The organism is Pedobacter changchengzhani (assembly GCF_004354365.1).
Taxonomy (GTDB): domain Bacteria; phylum Bacteroidota; class Bacteroidia; order Sphingobacteriales; family Sphingobacteriaceae; genus Pedobacter; species Pedobacter changchengzhani.
Map to the genome: position 1 here is coordinate 26985 of NZ_SJCY01000011.1, position 21410 is coordinate 48394.

16 protein-coding genes are annotated in these 21410 nt (G+C 35.5%); 7 read left to right on the forward strand and 9 right to left on the reverse strand.

The genetic code is table 11. The features are described 5' to 3' along the window. Window positions 1-332 precede the first annotated feature (332 nt). From EZJ43_RS14190 to EZJ43_RS14210, 5 genes are all read right to left on the reverse strand, one after another. Window positions 333-764, reverse strand: coding sequence for a 3-hydroxyacyl-ACP dehydratase FabZ family protein (locus EZJ43_RS14190; protein ID WP_133263379.1), 432 nt, complete (start codon window positions 762-764; stop codon window positions 333-335). A 1-nt stretch (window position 765) separates the two neighbouring features. Next, a complete protein-coding gene (locus tag EZJ43_RS14195) occupies window positions 766-1818 on the reverse strand; it encodes a type III polyketide synthase (protein WP_133263380.1) in 1053 nt (350 codons plus the stop codon). After that, entirely contained in the window at window positions 1815-2525 is a 711-nt protein-coding gene (locus EZJ43_RS14200) for a methyltransferase domain-containing protein (RefSeq protein WP_133263381.1), read from the reverse strand. Before EZJ43_RS14200 ends, EZJ43_RS14195 begins: the two co-directional genes overlap by 4 nt. Beyond that, entirely contained in the window at window positions 2526-3650 is a 1125-nt protein-coding gene (locus tag EZJ43_RS14205) for an NAD(P)/FAD-dependent oxidoreductase (RefSeq protein ID WP_133263382.1), read from the reverse strand. A gap of 109 nt (window positions 3651-3759) precedes the next feature. Continuing rightward, window positions 3760-4899 (reverse strand): sterol desaturase family protein, encoded by a 1140-nt coding sequence (locus EZJ43_RS14210; protein ID WP_133263383.1) that lies wholly within the window; start codon window positions 4897-4899, stop codon window positions 3760-3762. Between the two features lie 378 nt (window positions 4900-5277). On the opposite strand from EZJ43_RS14210, the gene lpxK reads away from it, so the two are divergent. The 3 genes from lpxK to EZJ43_RS14225 are packed head-to-tail and all read left to right on the forward strand — an operon-like array spanning window position 5278 to window position 9130. Continuing rightward, window positions 5278-6336: a tetraacyldisaccharide 4'-kinase gene (gene lpxK, locus EZJ43_RS14215; protein ID WP_133263384.1), complete on the forward strand. Its 1059-nt coding sequence runs from the start codon at window positions 5278-5280 to the stop codon at window positions 6334-6336. Beyond that, window positions 6308-7123 (forward strand): purine-nucleoside phosphorylase, encoded by an 816-nt coding sequence (locus EZJ43_RS14220; RefSeq protein WP_133263385.1) that lies wholly within the window; start codon window positions 6308-6310, stop codon window positions 7121-7123. The genes lpxK and EZJ43_RS14220 overlap by 29 nt, the downstream gene beginning before the upstream one ends. Further along, window positions 7124-9130 carry a putative porin gene (locus tag EZJ43_RS14225; protein WP_133263386.1) on the forward strand — a complete coding sequence of 669 codons (2007 nt, stop codon included), beginning with the start codon at window positions 7124-7126 and terminating at the stop codon, window positions 9128-9130. 69 nt (window positions 9131-9199) lie between these two features. Here the strand turns inward: EZJ43_RS14225 and EZJ43_RS14230 are convergent, their stop codons facing one another. Further along, window positions 9200-10381 (reverse strand): asparagine synthetase B, encoded by a 1182-nt coding sequence (locus EZJ43_RS14230; protein WP_133263452.1) that lies wholly within the window; start codon window positions 10379-10381, stop codon window positions 9200-9202. 234 nt (window positions 10382-10615) lie between these two features. Between EZJ43_RS14230 and EZJ43_RS14235 the strand changes: the two genes are divergently transcribed. Next, a complete protein-coding gene (locus tag EZJ43_RS14235; protein ID WP_133263387.1) occupies window positions 10616-11074 on the forward strand; it encodes a peptidylprolyl isomerase in 459 nt (152 codons plus the stop codon). 155 nt (window positions 11075-11229) lie between these two features. Further along, window positions 11230-11778 (forward strand): DUF5606 family protein, encoded by a 549-nt coding sequence (locus tag EZJ43_RS14240; RefSeq protein WP_133263388.1) that lies wholly within the window; start codon window positions 11230-11232, stop codon window positions 11776-11778. A gap of 240 nt (window positions 11779-12018) precedes the next feature. Here EZJ43_RS14240 and rlmH read toward each other — a convergent pair whose 3' ends face one another. After that, a complete protein-coding gene (gene rlmH / locus EZJ43_RS14245) occupies window positions 12019-12492 on the reverse strand; it encodes a 23S rRNA (pseudouridine(1915)-N(3))-methyltransferase RlmH (RefSeq protein ID WP_133263389.1) in 474 nt (157 codons plus the stop codon). A 42-nt stretch (window positions 12493-12534) separates the two neighbouring features. Here rlmH and EZJ43_RS14250 point away from each other — a divergent pair, with 42 nt between their 5' ends. Continuing rightward, window positions 12535-14349, forward strand: coding sequence for a MutS-related protein (locus EZJ43_RS14250; RefSeq protein ID WP_133263390.1), 1815 nt, complete (start codon window positions 12535-12537; stop codon window positions 14347-14349). Window positions 14350-15000: 651 nt separating this feature from the next. Here EZJ43_RS14250 and EZJ43_RS14255 read toward each other — a convergent pair. After that, complete coding sequence (locus EZJ43_RS14255; RefSeq protein WP_133263391.1) at window positions 15001-17544, reverse strand: PKD domain-containing protein; 2544 nt, start codon at window positions 17542-17544, stop codon at window positions 15001-15003. A gap of 392 nt (window positions 17545-17936) precedes the next feature. Between EZJ43_RS14255 and EZJ43_RS14260 the strand changes: the two genes are divergently transcribed. Beyond that, window positions 17937-18356, forward strand: coding sequence for a putative signal transducing protein (locus tag EZJ43_RS14260; protein ID WP_133263392.1), 420 nt, complete (start codon window positions 17937-17939; stop codon window positions 18354-18356). 585 nt (window positions 18357-18941) lie between these two features. Here EZJ43_RS14260 and EZJ43_RS14265 read toward each other — a convergent pair. Beyond that, window positions 18942-21221, reverse strand: coding sequence for an aconitate hydratase (locus EZJ43_RS14265; protein WP_133263393.1), 2280 nt, complete (start codon window positions 21219-21221; stop codon window positions 18942-18944). Between the last annotated feature and the right edge of the window lie 189 nt (window positions 21222-21410).

Here is a 21410-nt window from a genome sequence, read left to right on the forward strand (position 1 = left end):
GATATTATCCCGTTTCGATTGACTGGTTTAAAGCTCTCACTATTTACGCCCTGCTAAGTCTAAGCAGTGCATCTCCGTTCCGCCTAAATCCGGCCTAATAAATTTATTTATTAGCGTTTATTGTTTTTTAATTGCATTCATGAGCTCGCATAAGGTGCTCGGTTTTGGGGATGCAGTGCCCAACCCTTCGCACTAACTTTAGTACAAAAATTTTCAGCCGGTGTTTTTTGTTTCTTTTTGACATCAAAAAGAAAAGAGCCCGTCCGGCAAGGACAATAAAATACCTCATTTTTACTGCCCATAGACCATCTTTTCCTGAAATAACTATGAAACTAAACTTTCAAAAACATCCCCGCCATTTCTGCTTCACAAACTTTTTCTCCTTTTTCGTTTTGCATCAGCACTTTACACTTCAATTTATTAAAACGAAAATAAACTTTTTCGGAAGTTACCGTTACTTTTTCGCCCGGGAAAACGGGTTTTAAAAATTCTACGTTCGATGAAGTCATCGCCACTTGGCCTACAAATTCCTCCTCAGCTAATAAATAAATGCCCAAACAAACTAAACCAATTTGTGCCATGGTTTCCGTTAGAATCACGCCCGGCGTAACCGGATAATCTTTAAAATGACCTCGATAAAAATCCAGTTCGGGTTGGAAGGTAAAGTTCCCAACAACTCCATTTTCATCAATTTTCTCTATTTCATCAACAAAAAGAAATGGTTTTGAATAGGGTAGAAGCGATATAATTTCTTGAGCATTCATTTTACCATTCTAATAATACCCTTTGTGCAGAAAAACCTGGGCCAAAACTCAACATTAAACCTCGCTCGCCTTTCGCGGGTTTAGCATCTAAAAACCGTTCTAAAACATAAAGCACCGTTGCGCTGCTCATGTTGCCATAAAGGCGTAAAACTTCTTTGGTATCGTTTATATTTTTCCCTAACGCACCAAATAAACTTTCTACCATTTGTACAATTTTTTTGCCTCCGGGGTGAAAAATTAAATGGTTAATATCTTCAATTGTTAGGTTTTGTTTCGCTAAAAACGGATGTAAAATATCGGGAAAATGTGCCTCTATTTTATTTGGTACTTCAATATCCAATACCATTTTTAAGCCAGTATTGGTTAGGTCGAAACCCATCATTTCTTCGGCATCGTAAAAATGGTACATTTCTTCGGCAACAATTTCTGGTCCTTCATCCTCTTCGTTTGATGATAAAAGTACACAAGCGGCGCCATCTCCAAAAATTGCAGCACTAACAATGTTTGTCATCGAGAAATCGTTTAATTGAAAAGTAGATGTTGGCGATTCGACAGCAACAACGGCAGCACGTTTTCCAGGATTTGCTTTTAAAAAGTTTTTCGCATAAATAATGCCCGAAACACCAGCAGCGCAACCCATTTCCGTAACCGGCAAGCGCACTACATCTTGGCGGAGTTTTAATTTGTTAATCAAATAAGCATCTAATGAGGGAATCATAATCCCAGTGCAACTTACGGTGATTAAAAAATCAATATCTTCTGGCTTCCAATCAGCTTTTTCCAAAGCATCGCTCAAACATTTAGTGCCAAGTTTTATGCCTTCGCGAATGTAAATTTTGTTCCGTTCTTCAAAAGAAACATTGCTAAACACTTCCTCTGGCGACATGAAAGAATATCTTTTATCAACCGCTGCATTCTCGAAAATTTTCTTCACTTTACGAATAAAACGTTCATCCTGATCGTACAACCAAGCATCTAAGAATGGAATAATCTCGTCTGTATTGCGGCTATATGCTGGCATCGCCTTGCTAACCGTTTTTATTTTTACGCTCATGTTGATTTTATAATCCACTGGTAGCGAAAAGCCCATTTCCAATGTATGCTGAAACTTTTAAAATTTAATTTTTTTGAATATCGAACAAGATCTGCTTTTTTAAATCCTCTTAAAATAGACACCAATCCATCCTGCCTCGACATAGAATTTAACCTGAATACAAAACAAATTACTTCGAATAAATAATACGCCAAATTGCTACGGTGCAGATCATTTATAACCACGCCAATTTTAGCTTTATCATGAAAATACTTTACCAAGTTCAAAATTTCATCATCTTTAAAATGATGAAGTGTTAATGTACAAACAAAAATATCAATCACTTCGGCTTTAAATTCATCCCCAAAAATATCAACACATTGGTAACTAATATTTTTATAATTTAGAGATAAACTTTCTGCATGTTTAATGGTGTAGGCATTTGCATCTACACCAATTAGGGTAAAATTTAAACTGTTTTTAGTGGCATAATCTGCAAGCGCTCTCAGCATATCGCCATTGCCGCAACCAATATCGGCAATGGTAATGTTTTGTTCAGCATCGCAGCCATTAATTAAACTTTTAACACCATTTAGGGTAACTTTGTTTCCGCCCAAAAACGTATTTATACTTGCAATTTTATCCAGCGCTTCCCTCAGGGTTTCGCCTTCAAGTGCAAAATCGTCCATTAATTCGGGTTCATCACTTCTTTCTTTCGTATTCGGCATTTAATTTAGACTTATAGGTTTTCCGTGTGTTTTTTTAATGATTATTGGCAAAAGAAATGGCAATTTAGCAATCAAATTAATTAAAAAATTAGCAAGTTTTTCCTTTCTAAGTAAACCCGAAAGTAACGATCCTGTTTTTAATCTCGATTTGAAATTTAATTTCCATTCGTTGGTGTACTGTTTTTCTAGTTGTGTTAGCGAAGAAATTTCGCCATTAAGGTAGTTAACAATTAATGTGCTTGCAATTTTTGCACCGTGTATGGCCATTCCCATTCCGTTACCGCACAGCGGATGAATTAATCCAGCCGTATCGCCAACCATTAAAATATGATTTTTTACACTTTCCTTCTTCTCAAAAGAAATTTGGCTAATGGTAAGTGGAGCATCAAATTGCATGGTGCAGTTTTCTAAAATTGATTTTAGATGCGCATTTTTATACAATACTTTTTTTTGATGCTCTTGTATGTTTTTATACTTTTTAAATGAAGCATAATTAACCAAATAACAAATGTTGATTAAGTTATCTTCTACTTTTGACACCCCACAATAACCACCTTTAAAATGATGAAGTGCAACTAAATCATTCGGGAAATTTCCAGAATAATGTGCTTTAACGGCTAACCAAGATGATTTTTGTTGAATAAATGTTCTGTTTAGTTTTACATCCAATGTAGATCTTTTTCCATAAGCACCAATTACCAGTTTACTTTTATAGATTTGGTTTTTTGTGATTACGTTAAAAATACTTCCGTCATAATTTACATCAAGTACCGTATCAGTTAGTATTGAAGCACCATTTTCTAATGCTTTTTTCATTAAAAAATGATCTAGTGCAAACCTGCTTATGCCAAACCCGCCCAATGGCAGACCCGAATGGATAACTGCACTATTTGGCGTAGTCATTTCAAAGTTTTTTAAACGTGTTGGCTGTAAAACAGATGGATTAACATCAAGATCATCCAAATAGGGTAGCACCTCATTAGAAATGTATTCGCCGCAAACTTTATGGTGCGGATAGGCATCTTTTTCGATTAAAATAACAGATTTTCCTTCTTTTCGTAAATGGATTGCACTCACTAAGCCTGCCAAACCACCTCCAATAATAATTACATCCGCATCAATCATGTATTGAAATTAAAACTAAACTAAGTTAACACATTCTAATTACGATTGTTTAGGTTATTTAGTTTTTGTACAATTGATAAAATTGCTTTATCGGGCAAAACTCAAAATCCTACCTATCACTTCGCTCTTCCATTTTCAAATCGGTATCAAAAGGGCTTTTTGTAAAGGGATAAATGGATTGTTTTATAAAACCTTTTGGGTAAGATCCTTCGTGCACACCTGTGCCCGCAGGCCATTCATTTTTGGGTAAATAATACGTTCCGAAAATCATATCAATAAATGGAAATATAGATGCGAAATTGTGTCCGTAATATTTAGGGTCTTCGCAATGGTGCCAATGATGGTATTGAGGTGTGGTAAAAATATATTTTATCGGACCAAAATTAATACGCGTATTGGCGTGAATTAAAACGGCGTGTATCGCAATAAAAATGATGTAAATGTTAAACACAAGTGGCGAAAATCCTAAAATATACAACGGAATAAAGGTCATTGCACGTGTAAAAAATATATCGATAAAGTGTGTTCTACTGCCTGCTAACCAATCCATATTTTGTGTAGAATGATGTATGGAGTGGAAACGCCATAGCGAAACCCGTGTATGAAAAAAGCGGTGTGCCCAATATTGAAATAAATCCGTGCTGAAGAATGCCAAAAATAATGCTACTACAAAGGGTAAGCCTTGCACCCAAGCGTGAAGATTTTCTAACCCGATCCATCCGAAAAACAATACAGCGGGTTTTTGAGTAACAATACCGAAAAACTGTATAAATAAATGGCTAATTACAAAATAGGTTAAATCGGTGCGCCATTCTTCGTGAAATTTGGTTTGTTTATCATTTTTAGGGAAGAATAATTCTAACGGAACGAAGATGGCAACCATCAAAAGCAAATCCAAAATCATCCAATCTAAACCGAAATGCCAATTGCTTTTTGCAACATCGGTACCTTTTAAAGTAAGGGCGCCAAGTACAATGGCTAAGCCAGTAATTGATGAGCCAATTAAAGCCCATTTTATTTTTTTGCTCAGTAATAAGCTCAATAAAGCAAAGAAGAACGAACTAATTACCCCAAAAATCATCAATGCTTCTGCCGTGCTCTTGGTGTAAACTTCTCTAAATTCTGGTGTTGTTAATCGTTCAGGATACCTAAAACATAAAACGCTTAACATTACCAGTACTCCTAAAAAAATTGATAAGTATCCGCTAATTTCACCTTGTCCTACTTTTAAACGTTCTCTATTTGCCATTTGACTAATCTTATTTTTTAACAATTATAACGAATTATTAGGTGTTTTTGAAGCTGTGTGAAAACAATAAGAAAAAAAGGTAAAAGGATTGAATTAATGGCATCGTCATGCTCAGCTTGTTCCGATAACTATCGGAAGGGCATCTTAATGCTTTGGTAGGAACTAATGTAGCAGTCTTTTTTTTGCATTACGATTCCCGCCTGCGCGGGAATGACGCCTCCCCAAAATATTATGTTGCCTATTAAATTCAAGATCAATCTTAGCCAACCTCTTTTCCGTGTGTTCCGTGTTTCCGTGGCAAAACCTGCCAAGTTGTAAATATCACCGATAAATATTCTTGTGCTGTTCTTTTTTAAATAATCTGTATTTTTGAGGCACATGCTCAAATACCTGCGACTTTTACTTTTCCCTTTTTCGTTCGTTTATGGATTCGTAATCGTTATACGCAATAAATTTTACGATTGGCATATTTTCAACAGCGTGGAATTTGATTTGCCTATAATTTGTGTAGGGAATTTGGCTGTTGGTGGTTCGGGTAAAACGCCTACAACCGAATATTTAGTGCGCCTGTTAAGCAATTATAAAGTAGCAATTTTGAGTAGGGGATACGGTAGGAAGACTAAAGGGTTTATTTTAGCTGATGAAAATGCAACCGCAGAAAGTATTGGCGATGAGCCTTTACAATACTTCCAAAAATTTAAAAATGTAACCGCTGCTGTTTGTGAGGATAGAGTTGCGGGCATTAGGCAGTTAAAAACAACTCACGATTTAATTATTTTAGATGATGCTTTTCAACATCGGGCAGTTAGCGCAGGGTTAAATATTTTGCTGTTTGAGTTTCAAAAATTAAGGGAATTTCAGCTGATGCTTCCCGCAGGAAATTTGAGAGATGTTTTTTCATCGCGTAAAAGAGCCGATGTGTTGATGGTTACAAAATCGCCCATCCCGATAACGGAACAAGCCGAGCAAGAATCTGTAAAAAAACTGAAACCGTTACCCAATCAACAGGTAGTACATTCTTTTTTGAAGTATGATAATTTGCAACATATTTTTAAGGATGAAAGCATCGAATTAGCATCGATTAAAGGTTTCGAAATATTTTTGCTTACCGGCATTGCCAATCCAAAGCCATTGTTAAACCATTTACGTACGTACAGCGAAAGCATAAACCATCATAAATTTGCCGATCATTATGTGTTTAGTAGAAATGATATTGAACAACTAAAATCTAATTTTAATCAGTCTAAATTTTTGCAAAAAATCATCATCACAACAGAAAAGGATAGCAAACGTTTAAAGATTAACGAATTTGAAGATTTACTGTTAAATTTGCCAACTTATTATTTACCCATTGAAGTAGATTTATTCGAAAAGGATAAAGTTATCTTTAACGAACTTATTTTGAAATATGTTAATAGCTATAGAAGAAACCGTTGAGTATTTAAAGCGTAAAACTGAAAACTTTAAACCAGAAGTTGGCATTATTTTAGGCACCGGATTGGGTGGATTGGTTAATGAAATTGAGGTTGAATTTCAGTTAATGTATTCTAATATTCCAAATTTCCCGATTTCTACTTTAGAGTTTCATAGCGGTAAATTAATTTTCGGAACGTTAAACGGCAAAAAAATTGTTGCCATGCAAGGCCGATTACATTATTACGAAGGTTATAGTATGGAGCAAATTACTTTTCCTGTTCGTGTTTTAAAAGGCTTGGGCATAACAACTTTAATGGTTTCGAATGCTGCAGGTTCCTTAAATCCCGAATTTAAAAAAGGAGATTTAATGATTATCTCCGATCACATCAATCTGCAACCAGAAAATCCACTTCGTGGTTTAATTTCTAGCGATTTAGGCCCTCGTTTCCCTGATATGAGCGAACCCTATAAACGTTCTATTATAGCTAAAGCTTTAGAAATTGCAAAAGATGTAGATGTAAAGTGCCATAAAGGCGTTTATGTAGCTGTTTCTGGCCCAAATTTAGAAACCAAAGCAGAATATAAATATTTACGATTAATTGGCGCAGACGCCGTTGGTATGAGTACCGTGCCCGAAGTAATTGTAGCCAACCACGCCGGTTTGCCCGTATTTGCTATATCCGTTTTAACTGATGAAGGTTTTCCTGAAGATTTGCAACCTTTTAATTTGGATGAGATTTTAGAAACTGCAGCGCAGGCAGAACCCAAAATGACCGAAATTTTAACGCGATTAATTGCCCAACTGTAAATGCAAAAGTTTTTAAAAGCATGTTATTTAATCTTTTTCCTTTTAATAGGAAACCAAGTGCTAGCGCAAGATTTAAAAATTGGTGTTGGCGATAACAAGGAGTTGGATTCGCTACGTAAAAAGGAAGAAGGCGCAAAAGACTCGGTAGTTTACACCGCTAAATTTATAAGATTTACCAAACTTTCGCTAACAAAAGATAGCATTGTGCTATTGCCTCTTGATACATCTACGGTAAATATTCAAAATTATAGTCCGCTTTTGCAACCAATGCACCCTTATATTTATACCGGTGTGATGGGTTTGGCATCTAAAAATTTACTTTATGAGCCAACAAAAACGATTGGTTTTAATGCAGGTTTTCATGCTTTAGATCCGTATTCGCTTTATCCAGAAGATATACTTTTTTACAGGGCCAGAGCACCTTTTACAAATTTATACTTTGTAAGCGCAGGAAAAACAGAACAGGTTTTTAAAGCAATACACACACAGAATATTAATAAAAACTTAAATTTAGGCGTTAATTTTAATCGCGCAGATTCTAGAGGGCAGTACATCAACCAAAGAGGCGATAATTTAAATGTAGCCGTATTTTCATGGTATCAATCTAGCAGTAAACGCTATAATTTATGGGCTTCGGCCATATTTAATAATTTAAGGGCTTATGAAAATGGTTCGGTATTGAATGATAGTATTTTTTCTCCAAATACACAACAGATAGATAGGCAATCAGAAAGAATTAGACTGAATACAGCTAAAAATGTTTATCGAAAGAATCTGTTTTTTCTAAAACAAACTTATTATGTCGGTCGGATAGATTCTACTTCGGGTGCCAACAGTAACGTTTTGCCTACTAATAAAGTAACCCATACTTTCGAATATGATAGCGATACTTACGATTTTTCTAAAAATGAGCCTGATGTATATGGCGTTTTGCCCAAGGCTTTGTTAAAAAATGATTTGCGAATTGACTCTATCTTTACCAATGATTCTACAAGCGTAAAGCATCTAAAAAATGAGTTTATGTATAGCTTTTTTTTAAGGGCTAAAAATTCTACCGTTATTAAAAACGAGTTAAAAGTTGATGTAGGTATTCGGCATGATTATTACAACTACGAAAATTTAGGCATTAGAAGCGACGGCAGTAAATATGAAAATAGAAGTATAACTTTTCAAAATTTAACTTTATTGGGTGCTGCGGGTTATCGCCTAAGCAGTAAGGTTGATCTTAATGTAGATATACAACAAATATTTCAAGGTAGAAATGCTGGCGATTTTTTATACGAAGCAAAAAGTAATATTGCCTTAAGCAAAACATTTGGTAGAATTCAGTTGGGTGCTTATTTGCAAAATAAATCTCCCGATGAACTTTTTAACCACTACAATGGCAATCATTACCGATGGGATAATAATTTTAAAAACACAAAAATTGCCAATTTATCTTTCAACTATATTAATGATAAGCTAAACTTAAATGCTGGCGCAAAATATGTGCTTACTAGTAATTTTTTGTACTTCGATAAAAATGGTATAAACTCCATCATGCCGATGCAAGAAACTGCCGATATAAGTTTGTTAAAGATTGATATTTGGAAAAAATGGAGGTTCGGTAAGTTCGTAATGGAAAATTATGTTGCTTATCAAAAAAACGATAACAAACAAATACTAAGAACGCCAGAAGTTTACACTTATAATAGTATTTATTTTGATCAGGTTTTTTTTAAAGTGCTAAAAACAAATATTGGTTTCGATGTAAGGTACAACACCAGTTATTTGGCTTATTCGTACTCGCCGGGCATTGCGCAGTTTTATGTGGGCGATGCGGTTACTTTTAAATCTGAGCCCGTAATTGACGTATTTATAAAAGCAAACTTAAAACGTGCAAACCTTTTTCTAAAATACGATTACATCAATCAGGGTTTATCGGCCAACGGCTACTACACGGTAAATAGATATCCAATGCCCGATAAGTTTTTAAAATTTGGAGTAAGCTGGAATTTTTATGATTAAAAGTTTAATAAAATTCAATTTTAAGTATTGCAATTGTTAAAATCAACCTTCGCGTAAAGGCATTAAATTTTATGTTTTCTGAGGTTTCTTTTTTGCTGCTGGGAAAAGCACGTTATTTAATATTAATCTGTATCCCGGCGAGTTCGGGTGTAAACTTAAATCCGTAGGTGGATCGCCAACCGCATGCTGGTAATCTTCAGGATCGTGGCCACCATAAAAGGTAAATTGTCCTTTGCCAATTTCTCCATGTAAATACCTAACTTCTGATGCGCCTTTATTTTCACCAAGTACAGTTACACTTGTTTTAACTAACCTTTTGTTAAATGCTGTGGTTTGGCCCATAAAACCCTTAATCACTTTCTCGTGGTTTTGGGTGAGCATGGTTGGCACTAAATCCCATTTCGCAGAAAAATCAAACAAGGTAAAATAATCGTTGCTTTCGTTTAGCGTGCGGGTTTGTGTTGCGTCTATATCCGAAAATTCGTAGTTCATTGGGTTGGTATCCAATTTAAAGTTTTGGAAAGCAAACGTTTTGCTGTAATCTAATTTAGATTGTGCGTTTGGATCCGCCGGATCTCCATCAAAAACTTGTGCACAAATATCTACACGATCTGCAGCAAGCGCAATGTCGAAACTATCCGTTCCGGAGCACATGGCGAACAAAAATCCACCGCCTGCACAATATTCTTTTATGTGCTTTGCTACTGCAAGTTTCATTTCCGAAACTTTTTTGTAGCCCATTTTTTTTGCTAAAGCCTCCTGGTTTTTAACATCATCTTGATACCAAGTTGCGTACCTAAAATTGGCCCAAAATTTACCGTATTGGCCTGTAAAATCTTCATGGTGGAGGTGTAGCCAATCGTATTTACTCAATTTATCCTTTAAAATATCCTCATCATAAATTACCTCGTAAGGTATTTCTGCGTAGGTAAGTACCAAAGTTACTGCATCATCCCATGGAAGTTTGCTTTTTGGCGAGTAAACGGCAATTTTTGGTGTCTTTTCTAATTTCACCATTTCCATGTTTACGGCTGGGTCGCTAATTTCGTTTAATAAATTAACTACTTTTCCATCTGCCATCACTAGGTAAGATACGCCTCTTATTTTACATTCATCTTCTATGTTTTTATTGTATTTGATTAAGAAACTTCCGCCCCGGTAATTTAGCAACCAATCTACTTCAAGCTGTTTGCTAATTGTCCAATAGGCAATGCCGTAAGCTTTAAGCTGATTTTTTTGATCTTCATCCATATAAATTAATATTGATGAAGCCTTTGCTGCGATATTACAAAGGAAGATTATAGTGAAAATAAAATATATTTTTGTCGATTTCATGGTCTCAGAAAACACTAAAATAATCAATTTAACTGGGTACTAAAATTAATGATGTTATAAGTTATACAATTTTGCTATTTTTGCGTTTCGTATAATAAATTACAATTACTTTTATACGCTGTTTAATTTAATTAATAAGATAAAATTTATATGAGTAAAGCAATAATAAAAACCGAAAAAGGCGATATGACTGTCGAATTTTTTGATAATGATGCACCAAAAGCTGTAGCGAACTTTAAAAAACTTGCTAAAGAAGGCTTTTATGACGGTGTTTCTTTTCACCGTGTAATTTCTGATTTTATGGTTCAAACTGGTTGCCCAAATTCTAAAGATGGTGCATCAGGAATGCCGGGTACTGGTGGCCCGGGTTACAAAATTGATTGTGAAACTACTGGCGCAAACCAACATCACGATCGCGGTGTGTTATCTATGGCTCATGCTGGTCGTAATACAGGTGGTTCTCAATTTTTCATTTGCCATAGCCGTACAAATACTGCACATTTAGATGGTGTACACACTGTTTTTGGTAAAGCAGTGGAAAATGTTGATCTTGTTGATGATATCCGCCAGGGAGACAAAATTTTATCTATTGAAATAATTGAAGATTAAAATATAGATTTGAGAAGCTAGATATTAGATTTGAGTTTAGATACTCATATTTATAATTCTTTCTCATTTTAATTAATTAGACACGCGATTTGACTTGTTTGGTTTGGGTTGATACTCATATCTCAAGCTCATATCTCACATCTCAAAAAAGAAATATGAATTTAAGAGGAATTGTTGCCGTTAGTGGCAGACCTGGGTTGTTCAAATTAATTGGACAAAATAAAGTGGGTTATATTTTAGAAAGTCTTGATGAGCAAAAACTTAAGGTTATTGCAAACATGACCAATACTAAATTGGCTTCGCTAGAAGATATTACCGTTTATGGTTTAGAAGATGAAATTAAATTAGTTGATATTTTTACAAAAATTACAGCTAAAGGAACTACGCCTGATCTTAAAGCAGACACTACTGTATTGCGTACTTATTTTAACGAGGTGGCTCCAAATCATGATGATGAGAAAGTTTATGCTTCAGATATGAAGAAAATAATTGGCTGGTACAACATCATTAAAGATTTGCCTTTATTTACCGAAGATACGCCAGATACGCCTGGAACAGATGCTGAAGTTAAATTATCAGAAGAGAAAACCGCTGCTGATAAAAAGCAAAAAACAGCTACTGGAAAAGCATCAAGCGCAAAAGCAAGTACTAAAACATCTGCACCTGCTAAAAAAGCAAGTATGACAAGTAAGAAAGGTGTTTAATCTTTTTTAAAGTTATTAAAAAACATCAGCCTCGGTTGATGTTTTTTTTTGGACTTTAACCAAAAAAGTACCACAAAGCAATAATGATAACAAATGATATGAATACGCTAATTTTCAAATATTTGTTGCTCTCTTTTTGATTGCTTTTTATTTTGTAGTTTCTTTTATATTTATCTAACAACATAATTTTTATTTTAATGATGATTTTTGGTGGGAATTTCCACAGTATTGTTTTTAAAATTAAGCGTGGTGGTAAGGCTCGCCCTTTAAAATGCTGAAACCTCTGTAAAGTTGTTCAACAAAAAACATTCTGATCATTTGGTGCGAAAAAGTCATATCAGATAAAGAAATTGAACCATTTGCCCTTTTATAAATGGTTTCGTCGAAACCGTAAGGACCGCCAATTATAAATATTAAATGTTGTACACTGCCCACCATTTGTTTGTTTAAATAATCAGAAAAAGCAACTGAACTATATTTTTTGCCTTTCTCATCAAGCAGTATTACAACGTCGTTATTGTTAATTTGTTTATGCAGCAATTCTGCTTCTTTGGTCTTTTGTTGTGCTTCGCTTAAATTTTTAACATTCTTAACATCGGGGATAGCCAAAAAGCTGAAATTTATATAATGTTTTAGCCGATTAATGTATTTTTCAATGCCTTCAATTAAATATTTGTCTTCGGTTTTGCCAATGGCGATTAGTGTAATCTTCATTTAAATAATTAGCTACCTTTATGATTTTAAAATGTAAATATAATGGTTAAAACACAAGAAGAAATAATTAGTGATTATAATTTAGAAACTACAAAGATTACGGCTACAATTGCTAAAACTAAAAAGCAGATTGATAAATTATCTTTTGTACGTGTCGGATTATTTTTGTTGGCCATTTTGCTTTTCGTGCTATTTGTGAGCGCAGAAAAAGAAGTTTTTAACCTCATTTTTGGCATTTCTATTTTAGTGCCGATTATTTTGTTTGCTTTAGTTGTTAAAAAGCAAAGTATTTTAGATCGGGAAGTCATTTATCTAAAGCAGCTTTTATGGGTGTATCAAAATGAGCTTAATATTTTACACGATTTACCAAACGGTTACGATAACGGTGATGGTTTCGCTTCAGAAGCGCATCCTTATTCTTCTGATTTAGATATTTTTGGTCCGTCATCGTTATTTGCTTTACTAAATAGATGCAGTACAAAAAATGGAAATCATTTGCTGGCATCACATTTGGCCGAACCAGTAGATATAAATTTAATCATCCAACGGCAGGAAGCAGTTAAAGAAATTACTTCAAAAACAACAGATACTTATGGTTTTCGAGCAAATCTTTACGGACATGATAACACTAAAATTGAACAGATAAAATCTCAATTAAAAAATCAACTGCAAAAGCAATTAGAATTTACAAATGGAACATTCTTTAAGTTTTACACTAAAATTATCCCATATTTTACCATTGGTTTAGTGCTATTAACTTTATTTGTCGATGGTGTTTTTGGTAATCTTTTAGGCTTATTTTTGGTTGCAAATATCGGGTGGACAATTATATTAAATCCAAAAGTTAACCTAGTATTTTATGGGTTTGGTAATGGTTCAAACTTATTAAATGATTATGCTGTAGCAGTAAAGTGGACAGAAAACCAAAATTGGAAAAGTGCGTACATTCTTTCGTTATTCAAATTTAAAACCCCAGTTAGCCATGAAATTAAGTCGCTTTCTAAGATTATTCAAAATTTTGATGCACGCCTAAATATTTTAGTTGGCGGAATTTTAAATGCATTTTTACTTTGGGATTTTAGGTGTTGCATTAAACTAAACCAGTGGTGCAAAACATCATCCGACCATGTAATTGATGCGCTAAACCGAATTGGCGATTTTGAGGAATTGATATCAATTGCCACAGTTGCGTATAATCAACCTAAATGGACTTTTCCTGACATTAAGCATAATTTTGAAATTGTGGCTGTTGAGCTTGGGCATCCACTTATTAATGAAAGTTATCGCGTAGCAAATAGTTTTGAGTTGGAGAAACAACCAACTGTAGATATTGTAACAGGCTCAAACATGGCGGGGAAAAGCACTTTTTTACGCACTTTAGGGATAAACATGGTTTTGGCTTACTTGGGTGCGCCGGTTTGTGCAAATAAAATGTCTTTATCGAGTTTTAAAATCCTTACCTATATGCGTATTAAGGATTCGCTAAATGAAAGTACATCGACTTTTAAAGCTGAATTAAATCGGTTAAAAATGATTTTGGATCAGGTGGCAATACACAAAAACGCTTTGGTTTTAATTGATGAAATGTTGCGCGGTACTAACAGTAGAGATAAATATTTAGGCTCGAAAGTTTTTATAGAGAAGCTGATTTCTACCAAAACGCCTGCTTTATTTGCAACGCACGATTTGCAACTTTCCGAGCTTAAAGAAACGCATCAAACTGCGGTTCGGAATTATCATTTCGATATTCAAATTAGCGACGGTGAAATGAAATTTGATTATAAATTAAAACATGGCGCTTGTAAAACTTTTAATGCTGCAATTTTATTAAAAGAGATTGGGCTGTCTTTAGATTAATTTACCGAATCAGGAAAAACGCTTTTAAACATTTGGCTAAAGCCAACAACATTTTTAATAAATATCAGTCGGTTAAAACCGACTGCAGTAATAAATTAATAGGAGGCTGTGTCAAAAACAAGTTAAGAAATTGTAAAAGAATTAAATTTGGCGCTGTCGCCATGCTCAGCTCGACTGGGCATCCTATTAGCCTGAGTTCGATAAATTTGTCTTATTAAAAACCATGCTTCATTGGCATTATGCTTATGCCTCTCGTCCTTCCCGTGAAAACGGGAATCCTAATGCGAAAGAAAAGCCTATTTATTGCTTTCAGATTCCCGCCTATGCGGGAAGGACGGAAGTGGCGCAAATTGCTGAAGTTTCCCACACAATAGCGTTAGATCAGGATGACCATTTAGACCTAAGAGCCAATTAAAATATTTTAAGTCAAGGATTGAATTATCGAATTCAGGTTAATACTTTAATAGGGACTAATTTCGTGGCCTGTTTTTGTCGCATTACGATTTCCGCCTGCGCTGGAAAGACGGCCGCATAAAATATTATTCTGACTATTCAAAAGCAAAATTAATTCTGAGACACCCTCATTATATCAAATACGTGTTGGGCTTTAGCCAAAAATTAAGAGATGCATCTCCAAAGTGTTTGTTCTATCTACCTAATCAACGTAATATATCCAGAATATTTAACATCTTTTTTAAAAATATCGGTACCGAAAATTACATAATAATAAACGCCAACGGGTAAGTCTTCATTCTTAAATCTGCCATTCCAATTGTCGAATATGTTATCTGTAAAGAAAACTTGGTTTCCTAAACGGTTATAAATTTGTAATCGGTATTTAACTAAGTTGGTAATGCCAACAACAAACTCGTCGTTTATTCCATCGCCATTTGGCGAAAATGCGTTGGGTGTAAATATTGATGCGTTTTTTAAAATGACCAAATCGCCTTTCGTTACCGAATTCCAACAACCATTTTTTGATGTTGCTTTTAAGGTAATTTTATAGGTGCCCGATTGGTTATAGGTGTGAAGCGGATTTGCTGATAATGAAGTTGTGCCGTCGCCAAAATCCCATTCGTAAAAATCGGCGTATAAGGAGTTATTATTGAAATTAATTGGCACAGGTGGCGAAAATTTAATGTTGAAGTTTGGTGTGGTGGTAAAAGAAGCGATGGGGATTTTCGCAATTGGCGGTACGGTAATACTTGCAATATCACTCGTACAACTTCCCGCTGTTGCGGTTAAATAATACGTGCCCGCTTGGTTAAAATTGTTAATTGGTATTTTAACATCAGCATCGCTAGCGGTGAAATTATTAGGTCCTGTCCACAAATATTTCAGTGTATTATCTTTATTTACGGTAAACTCAATTACATCGTTTAAACAAAAAGCCGGTTGGTTAATGGATATTATCGGTTTATCTGGCTTAATTTCTACTATAAATTTTTGTATTTGAGTAGATGTACATCCATTATTCGTTTCTACAATTAGTATTATCGTTTTTTCTCCAATGGATGAGTAGGTTACTTCACGGCTATCATTTTGTGTATTAATAATTTGGTCAACACCTTCGCCGAAATCCCATTTTATTTTTGTGTAGTTGGTGGATGAATTTGTGAATGTAAAACTTTGATTTTGCTCACATTTATTATTTACATTGCACGAGAAAACGGCTTTAGGTATTAAATCAACAGATTGGATTTTTATGCTATTCAGATCGCTTACACAATCTCCAACCTGTATAAATAATTTGTATTCGCCTACATTCTCTATCCCAGTAATGGGGATTTTAGGATTTTGTTCGCTTGAAGTAAAACCATTTGGGCCAGTCCAATGGTAAGTTGCATAATTAACCTGAGGTGTGGAAAGTTCTAAAACGTCGCCTACGCATAAATTAGTTTTAGATGCATTAACTACTGGTTTATCGGGTGTTTTAGCCACTATGAAAGTTTGAGTACTGATTACACTACATCCATTAGCACCCATTGCCTCTAATACCACAACTTTTTCGCCAGGCGTGCTGTAGGTAATGGTAAACGGACCTTCAGTAGTTTCTGATGCTGTGCTTGCACCTTCGCCAAATGTCCATTTTAGGGTATTATAATTGGATGATTTACTTTCGAATACATAAGCTTGGTTATCGGTACATGGGTTTAATTTTTTGACATCAATTTCTGCTTTGGCGCCTGCAAAATCTGCTGTACCACCAAATTCTAATGTAAATCCATTATTGCCACTCGAAAAGTTATCAATAATTAATGCATACGTTCGCCCTTTTACTAAATCTACATATTTTACCAATCCATTTTGTCCATCTACACAGCCAGACGATTCGTTTAAATCAGTTTCGGTTAAACTTAAGCCTGTTTTATAATAACTGGGAAAACAATCTACGCCACTGCCAGAAGCACATCGAATTGCCGTAGTTGCACTCACATTAGCGCAATTTCCACCAACTCCTAAGTCGTAAAAAACCCAGTCTATATCGTTTGTGGTTACGGTAGGGGTAATTAAGAATGTAAATGTGCCACTCTCGCTTGCTGTAAATAAATACCATGCAGAGTTAGATTCAGTACCTAAGCAAGTACCGTCAGTTTCGTGGTTGTTTAAGCCAGCACCTGTTACATTCAATTGTGTAAAAGTCTCTTTGGTGCATAAAACTGAAACTGTTCCGCAATCTTGTCCGGGTTGTAGCGGTGGGAAGTAATTATCCAAACACAATTTGAAGGTGCCGGTTTGGTCGTTTTGTGCGCTTACTCTAATGTAATATATAGTACCTATTGTTAAACCACCTTTGTTTAAAGATGTTACGTTGTTTGATGTAAATGAGTTACTGGGCATTTCATTTAAATTAGCTGTAGGGGCGTCATAAGTATATAAAGCTACTAATGGATTAATCAGTGTGTTTGTACTGGATGAGTTTACTTGGCCACTAACAGATATATTTACGTCGTATTTGGATGCTGTGAATTTAAACCAAACATCTTTGCCTGCTGATGCGCCCCAACCTGAAGGGGCAGAAAAAGGGCTTGTAGTTGCTTCAAAATTCTCATAAGCAGCATCGGTAGTACAAAAAGCGCTCGTGTTTGTAATGTTGATTGCGCCATTTATATCATCGTTAAGTGGTGGTGCAAATTTCGCTTCTGACGAAATGCTGAAAGTAAATGTAATGAGGATGAATATTAACAAGCGCATTTAGTAAAGCTATAAAAAAAAAGGTTTACTTCATTTTTATTGTGGCTTGTGATTAGTGGTTTTTTTAACGGTTAGGGTTTCTATTAACCTAAATGTTTTGAGAAGTTTTCTTGTGTTTGGTGAGGCACCAACCGGTAGTGAAGGGCTGAGAAAGAGCCTTAAAAACCTATTTTGAGCAGAATTATTTGGTAAAATTGTCTTTGGTCCGCTTGCCATTCGTTATGGGGCGTGCGGAAAAGCGATGGGGTAATGCAATCTTTCCTGTTGGTTGGTTCAATCTCTATAAAAGCGAATTAGATTGCTCCAAAGGAGCTCATTCCGAGCTTCGTTGTGCCTCCTCTCAACTACGATTTTGCGAACACAAAATCAGCACAGTTTCATATATTTACACCATGAACGACAGAACTACTGTTTACGCCAGTTATTATAACCCTATTGAAGCCAATATCATTAAAACCAGGCTAGATGATGCTGGGTTTGCCTGCTTTTTGGCTGATGAAAATATATCAACCATTAACCCACTTTATAACCAAGCGGTTGGTGGCGTTAGGTTAATTGTTTTTGAAAGAGATGTAGAAGAAATTAAAGCATTCTTAGGTGAAGATAATGCTATTGCAACGGAAGAAGAAGAGGTGGTAAATGAAGACAATGTAGTGTGCGAAAATTGTGGATCGACTAATGTTAGTTATGGCCAAGCTACGCAAAAGCGATTTAGTTGGTGGGTAACTATCATTTCGTTATTAACCGCTAGCTATCCATTTAAGGCAAATAAATGTTATCATTGTTATGCCTGCGGACATGAATTTGAGTAGGATTTTATAACCAAATGGCCTGAGTTATTTAAACCCGGTAGAAGCGATATACTTTTTGTTGCTGTTACTTCATGTCAACGAGATACCTTTACAAAAAGATAAAGCGCCTGCCGGCCGGTAGGCAGGTAGAACGGGACGAACTTTTAATAGATGCTTTTGTTCCTGCTTTACAAATAATTTTGAGCGATATTTTTTAATGCTGAGCAATAACGAGGCAAAGAGAACGTAATACTCCTCTCATAACATTTTCGGTTATTAATTAGTTCAAAAAAATCAGTTTTAATTATTTAACCATTAAGGAATTAAGAAAATTAAGTTGGACTATTTTTCGATATAATTGGTTTCACTTCGTCGTCTTTTCCCACGCAGGTGGGAATCTTAAAACGATAAAAATGCTAATTCGTTACTTTGAAATTTCGTCATAAATAGGGCCAAAGAGTTTATGCCTCAAACAAAAAAATCCCGTTCTGCAATTGGCAAAACGGGATTTTTTTTTAGATTAAAGATTAAGGAACAAAGATCAAAGACATTTCTCCATACTATCTGGTTCTTTATCTTTATTCTTTGCTCCTTTATCCTTGTTCATTAAAGCGCCGCTTTAGCCGCTGCTTCTCTTCTAATAATATTTAATGCGCCACCTGCTACAAACCATTCAATTTGTTGGGCGTTGTAGGTATGGTTTACAGGGAATTGTTCTTCCGAGCCATCAGCGTGATGCAATACGATAGTTAAAGGCACATCAGGTGTAAACGTGGTTAAACCTAAAATATCGATCGTATCGTCTTCTAGTATTTTATCGTAATCGTCTTTATCGCAGAAAGTTAAGCCCAACATACCTTGTTTTTTAAGGTTAGTTTCGTGAATACGAGCGAAAGATTTTACCAATACTGCACGAACGCCTAAATGACGGGGCTCCATTGCTGCATGTTCGCGAGATGAACCTTCGCCATAGTTTTCGTCGCCAACTACGATAGAACCTAAGCCTTTTGCTTTATAATCGCGTTGCGTAGCAGGAACTGGGCCATATTCGCCAGTGGTTTCATTTTTAACAGTATCGGTTTTATCATTAAAATAATTAACCGCACCAATTAACATGTTGTTAGAAATATTATCTAAGTGACCACGGAATTTTAACCAAGGACCAGCCATAGAAATATGATCGGTAGTACATTTTCCTTTAGCTTTAATTAATAATTTTAAGCCTTTAAGATCGGTGCCTTCCCAAGCAGTAAAAGGTGCTAATAATTGCAAACGGTGCGAAGTTGGAGAAACCAAAACGTTAACACCCGAACCATCTGCTGCAGGCGCTTGGAAACCAGCATCTTCTACAGCAAAACCTTTCTCTGGTAATTCGTGGCCAGTAGGCGGATCTAACTTAACTTGCTCACCTTTGTTATTTGTTAACGTATCGGTTAATGGGTTAAAACCTAGGTTACCCGAAATTGCAATTGCAGCAACCATTTCTGGCGAAGCAACAAATGCAAATGTATTTGGATTACCATCGGCACGTTTAGCGAAATTTCTATTAAACGAGTGTACAATGGTATTTTTTTCTGCTTTCTCTGCACCTGTTCTGTCCCACATACCTATACATGGGCCACAAGCGTTGGTAAAGATAGTTGCATCTAAATCTTCGAAAGTTTTTAAGAAACCATCGCGGTTTGCGGTATAACGTACTTGCTCAGAACCTGGGTTGATACCAAAAGCCGATTTAGTGGTTAAACCTTTTTCTATCGCTTGGTTGGCTATCGATGCTGCTCTTGATAAATCTTCGTAAGAAGAGTTTGTGCAAGAACCAATTAAGCCCCATTCTACTTTTAAAGGCCAGCCATTTTTCTCTGCTTCAATTTTCATTTGCGAAACTGGCGTAGCTAAATCTGGTGTAAAAGGACCGTTTAAATATGGCTCTAATTCATCCAAATTAATTTCGATTACTTGATCAAAATAGTTTTCAGGATTTGCATAAACTTCAGCATCGCCAGTTAAGTATTCTTTTATTTTGTTGGCTTCGTCGGCAACTTCATTTCTGTTGGTTGCACGTAAATAACGTTCCATACTTTCATCGTAACCAAAGGTTGATGTAGTTGCGCCAATTTCGGCGCCCATATTACAAATGGTTCCTTTACCAGTACAGCTTAAGTTTGTTGCACCATCACCAAAATATTCTACAATTGCACCAGTACCACCTTTTACGGTTAAAATACCAGCTACTTTTAAAATAATATCTTTGGCTGCTGTCCAGCCGTTTAATTTACCTGTTAATTTAATACCAATTAATTTAGGGAATTTAAGTTCCCAAGGTAAACCTGCCATAACATCGCAAGCATCAGCACCACCAACACCAATGGCAACCATGCCTAAACCACCTGCATTAACGGTATGTGAGTCGGTTCCAATCATCATTCCACCTGGGAAAGCGTAGTTTTCTAATACCACTTGGTGAATAATTCCTGCACCCGGTTTCCAAAAACCAATACCGTATTTATTCGAAACTGACGATAAGAAATCGAAAACTTCGGCACTCTCTGTTTTAGCGTTCGGTAAATCTATCGCAGCGCCAACTTTAGCGGTAATTAAGTGATCGCAATGTACCGTAGAAGGTACGGCAACTTGTGGGCGACCAGCTTGCATAAATTGCAATAATGCCATTTGTGCTGTTGCATCTTGCATCGCTACACGATCTGGAGCAAAATCTACATAATCTGTTCCGCGAGCAAATGCTTTTTTCGGGTCTCCATCCCAAAGGTGAGCATATAATATTTTTTCTGATAATGTTAAAGGTCTGCCAACTATTTTGCGGGCAGCATCAACACGGCTACCAAAGTTTGCATAAACCTTTTTAATCATGTCTAAATCAAAAGCCATCGATTTCTTAGTTATTAAAAGGTGAGAAAATTCTATTCTGTTGCTGCGAATTTACAAAAAAAATGCGGCTGATTAAGTCATACTTCAATCATTGTATTATTTGGAAGAATTCTAAATAATTGGTTGGGGGAGAGGAACAATGAGTAAAGATTAAAGAACAAAGATTAATGAGGCAATTTATTTCTACAA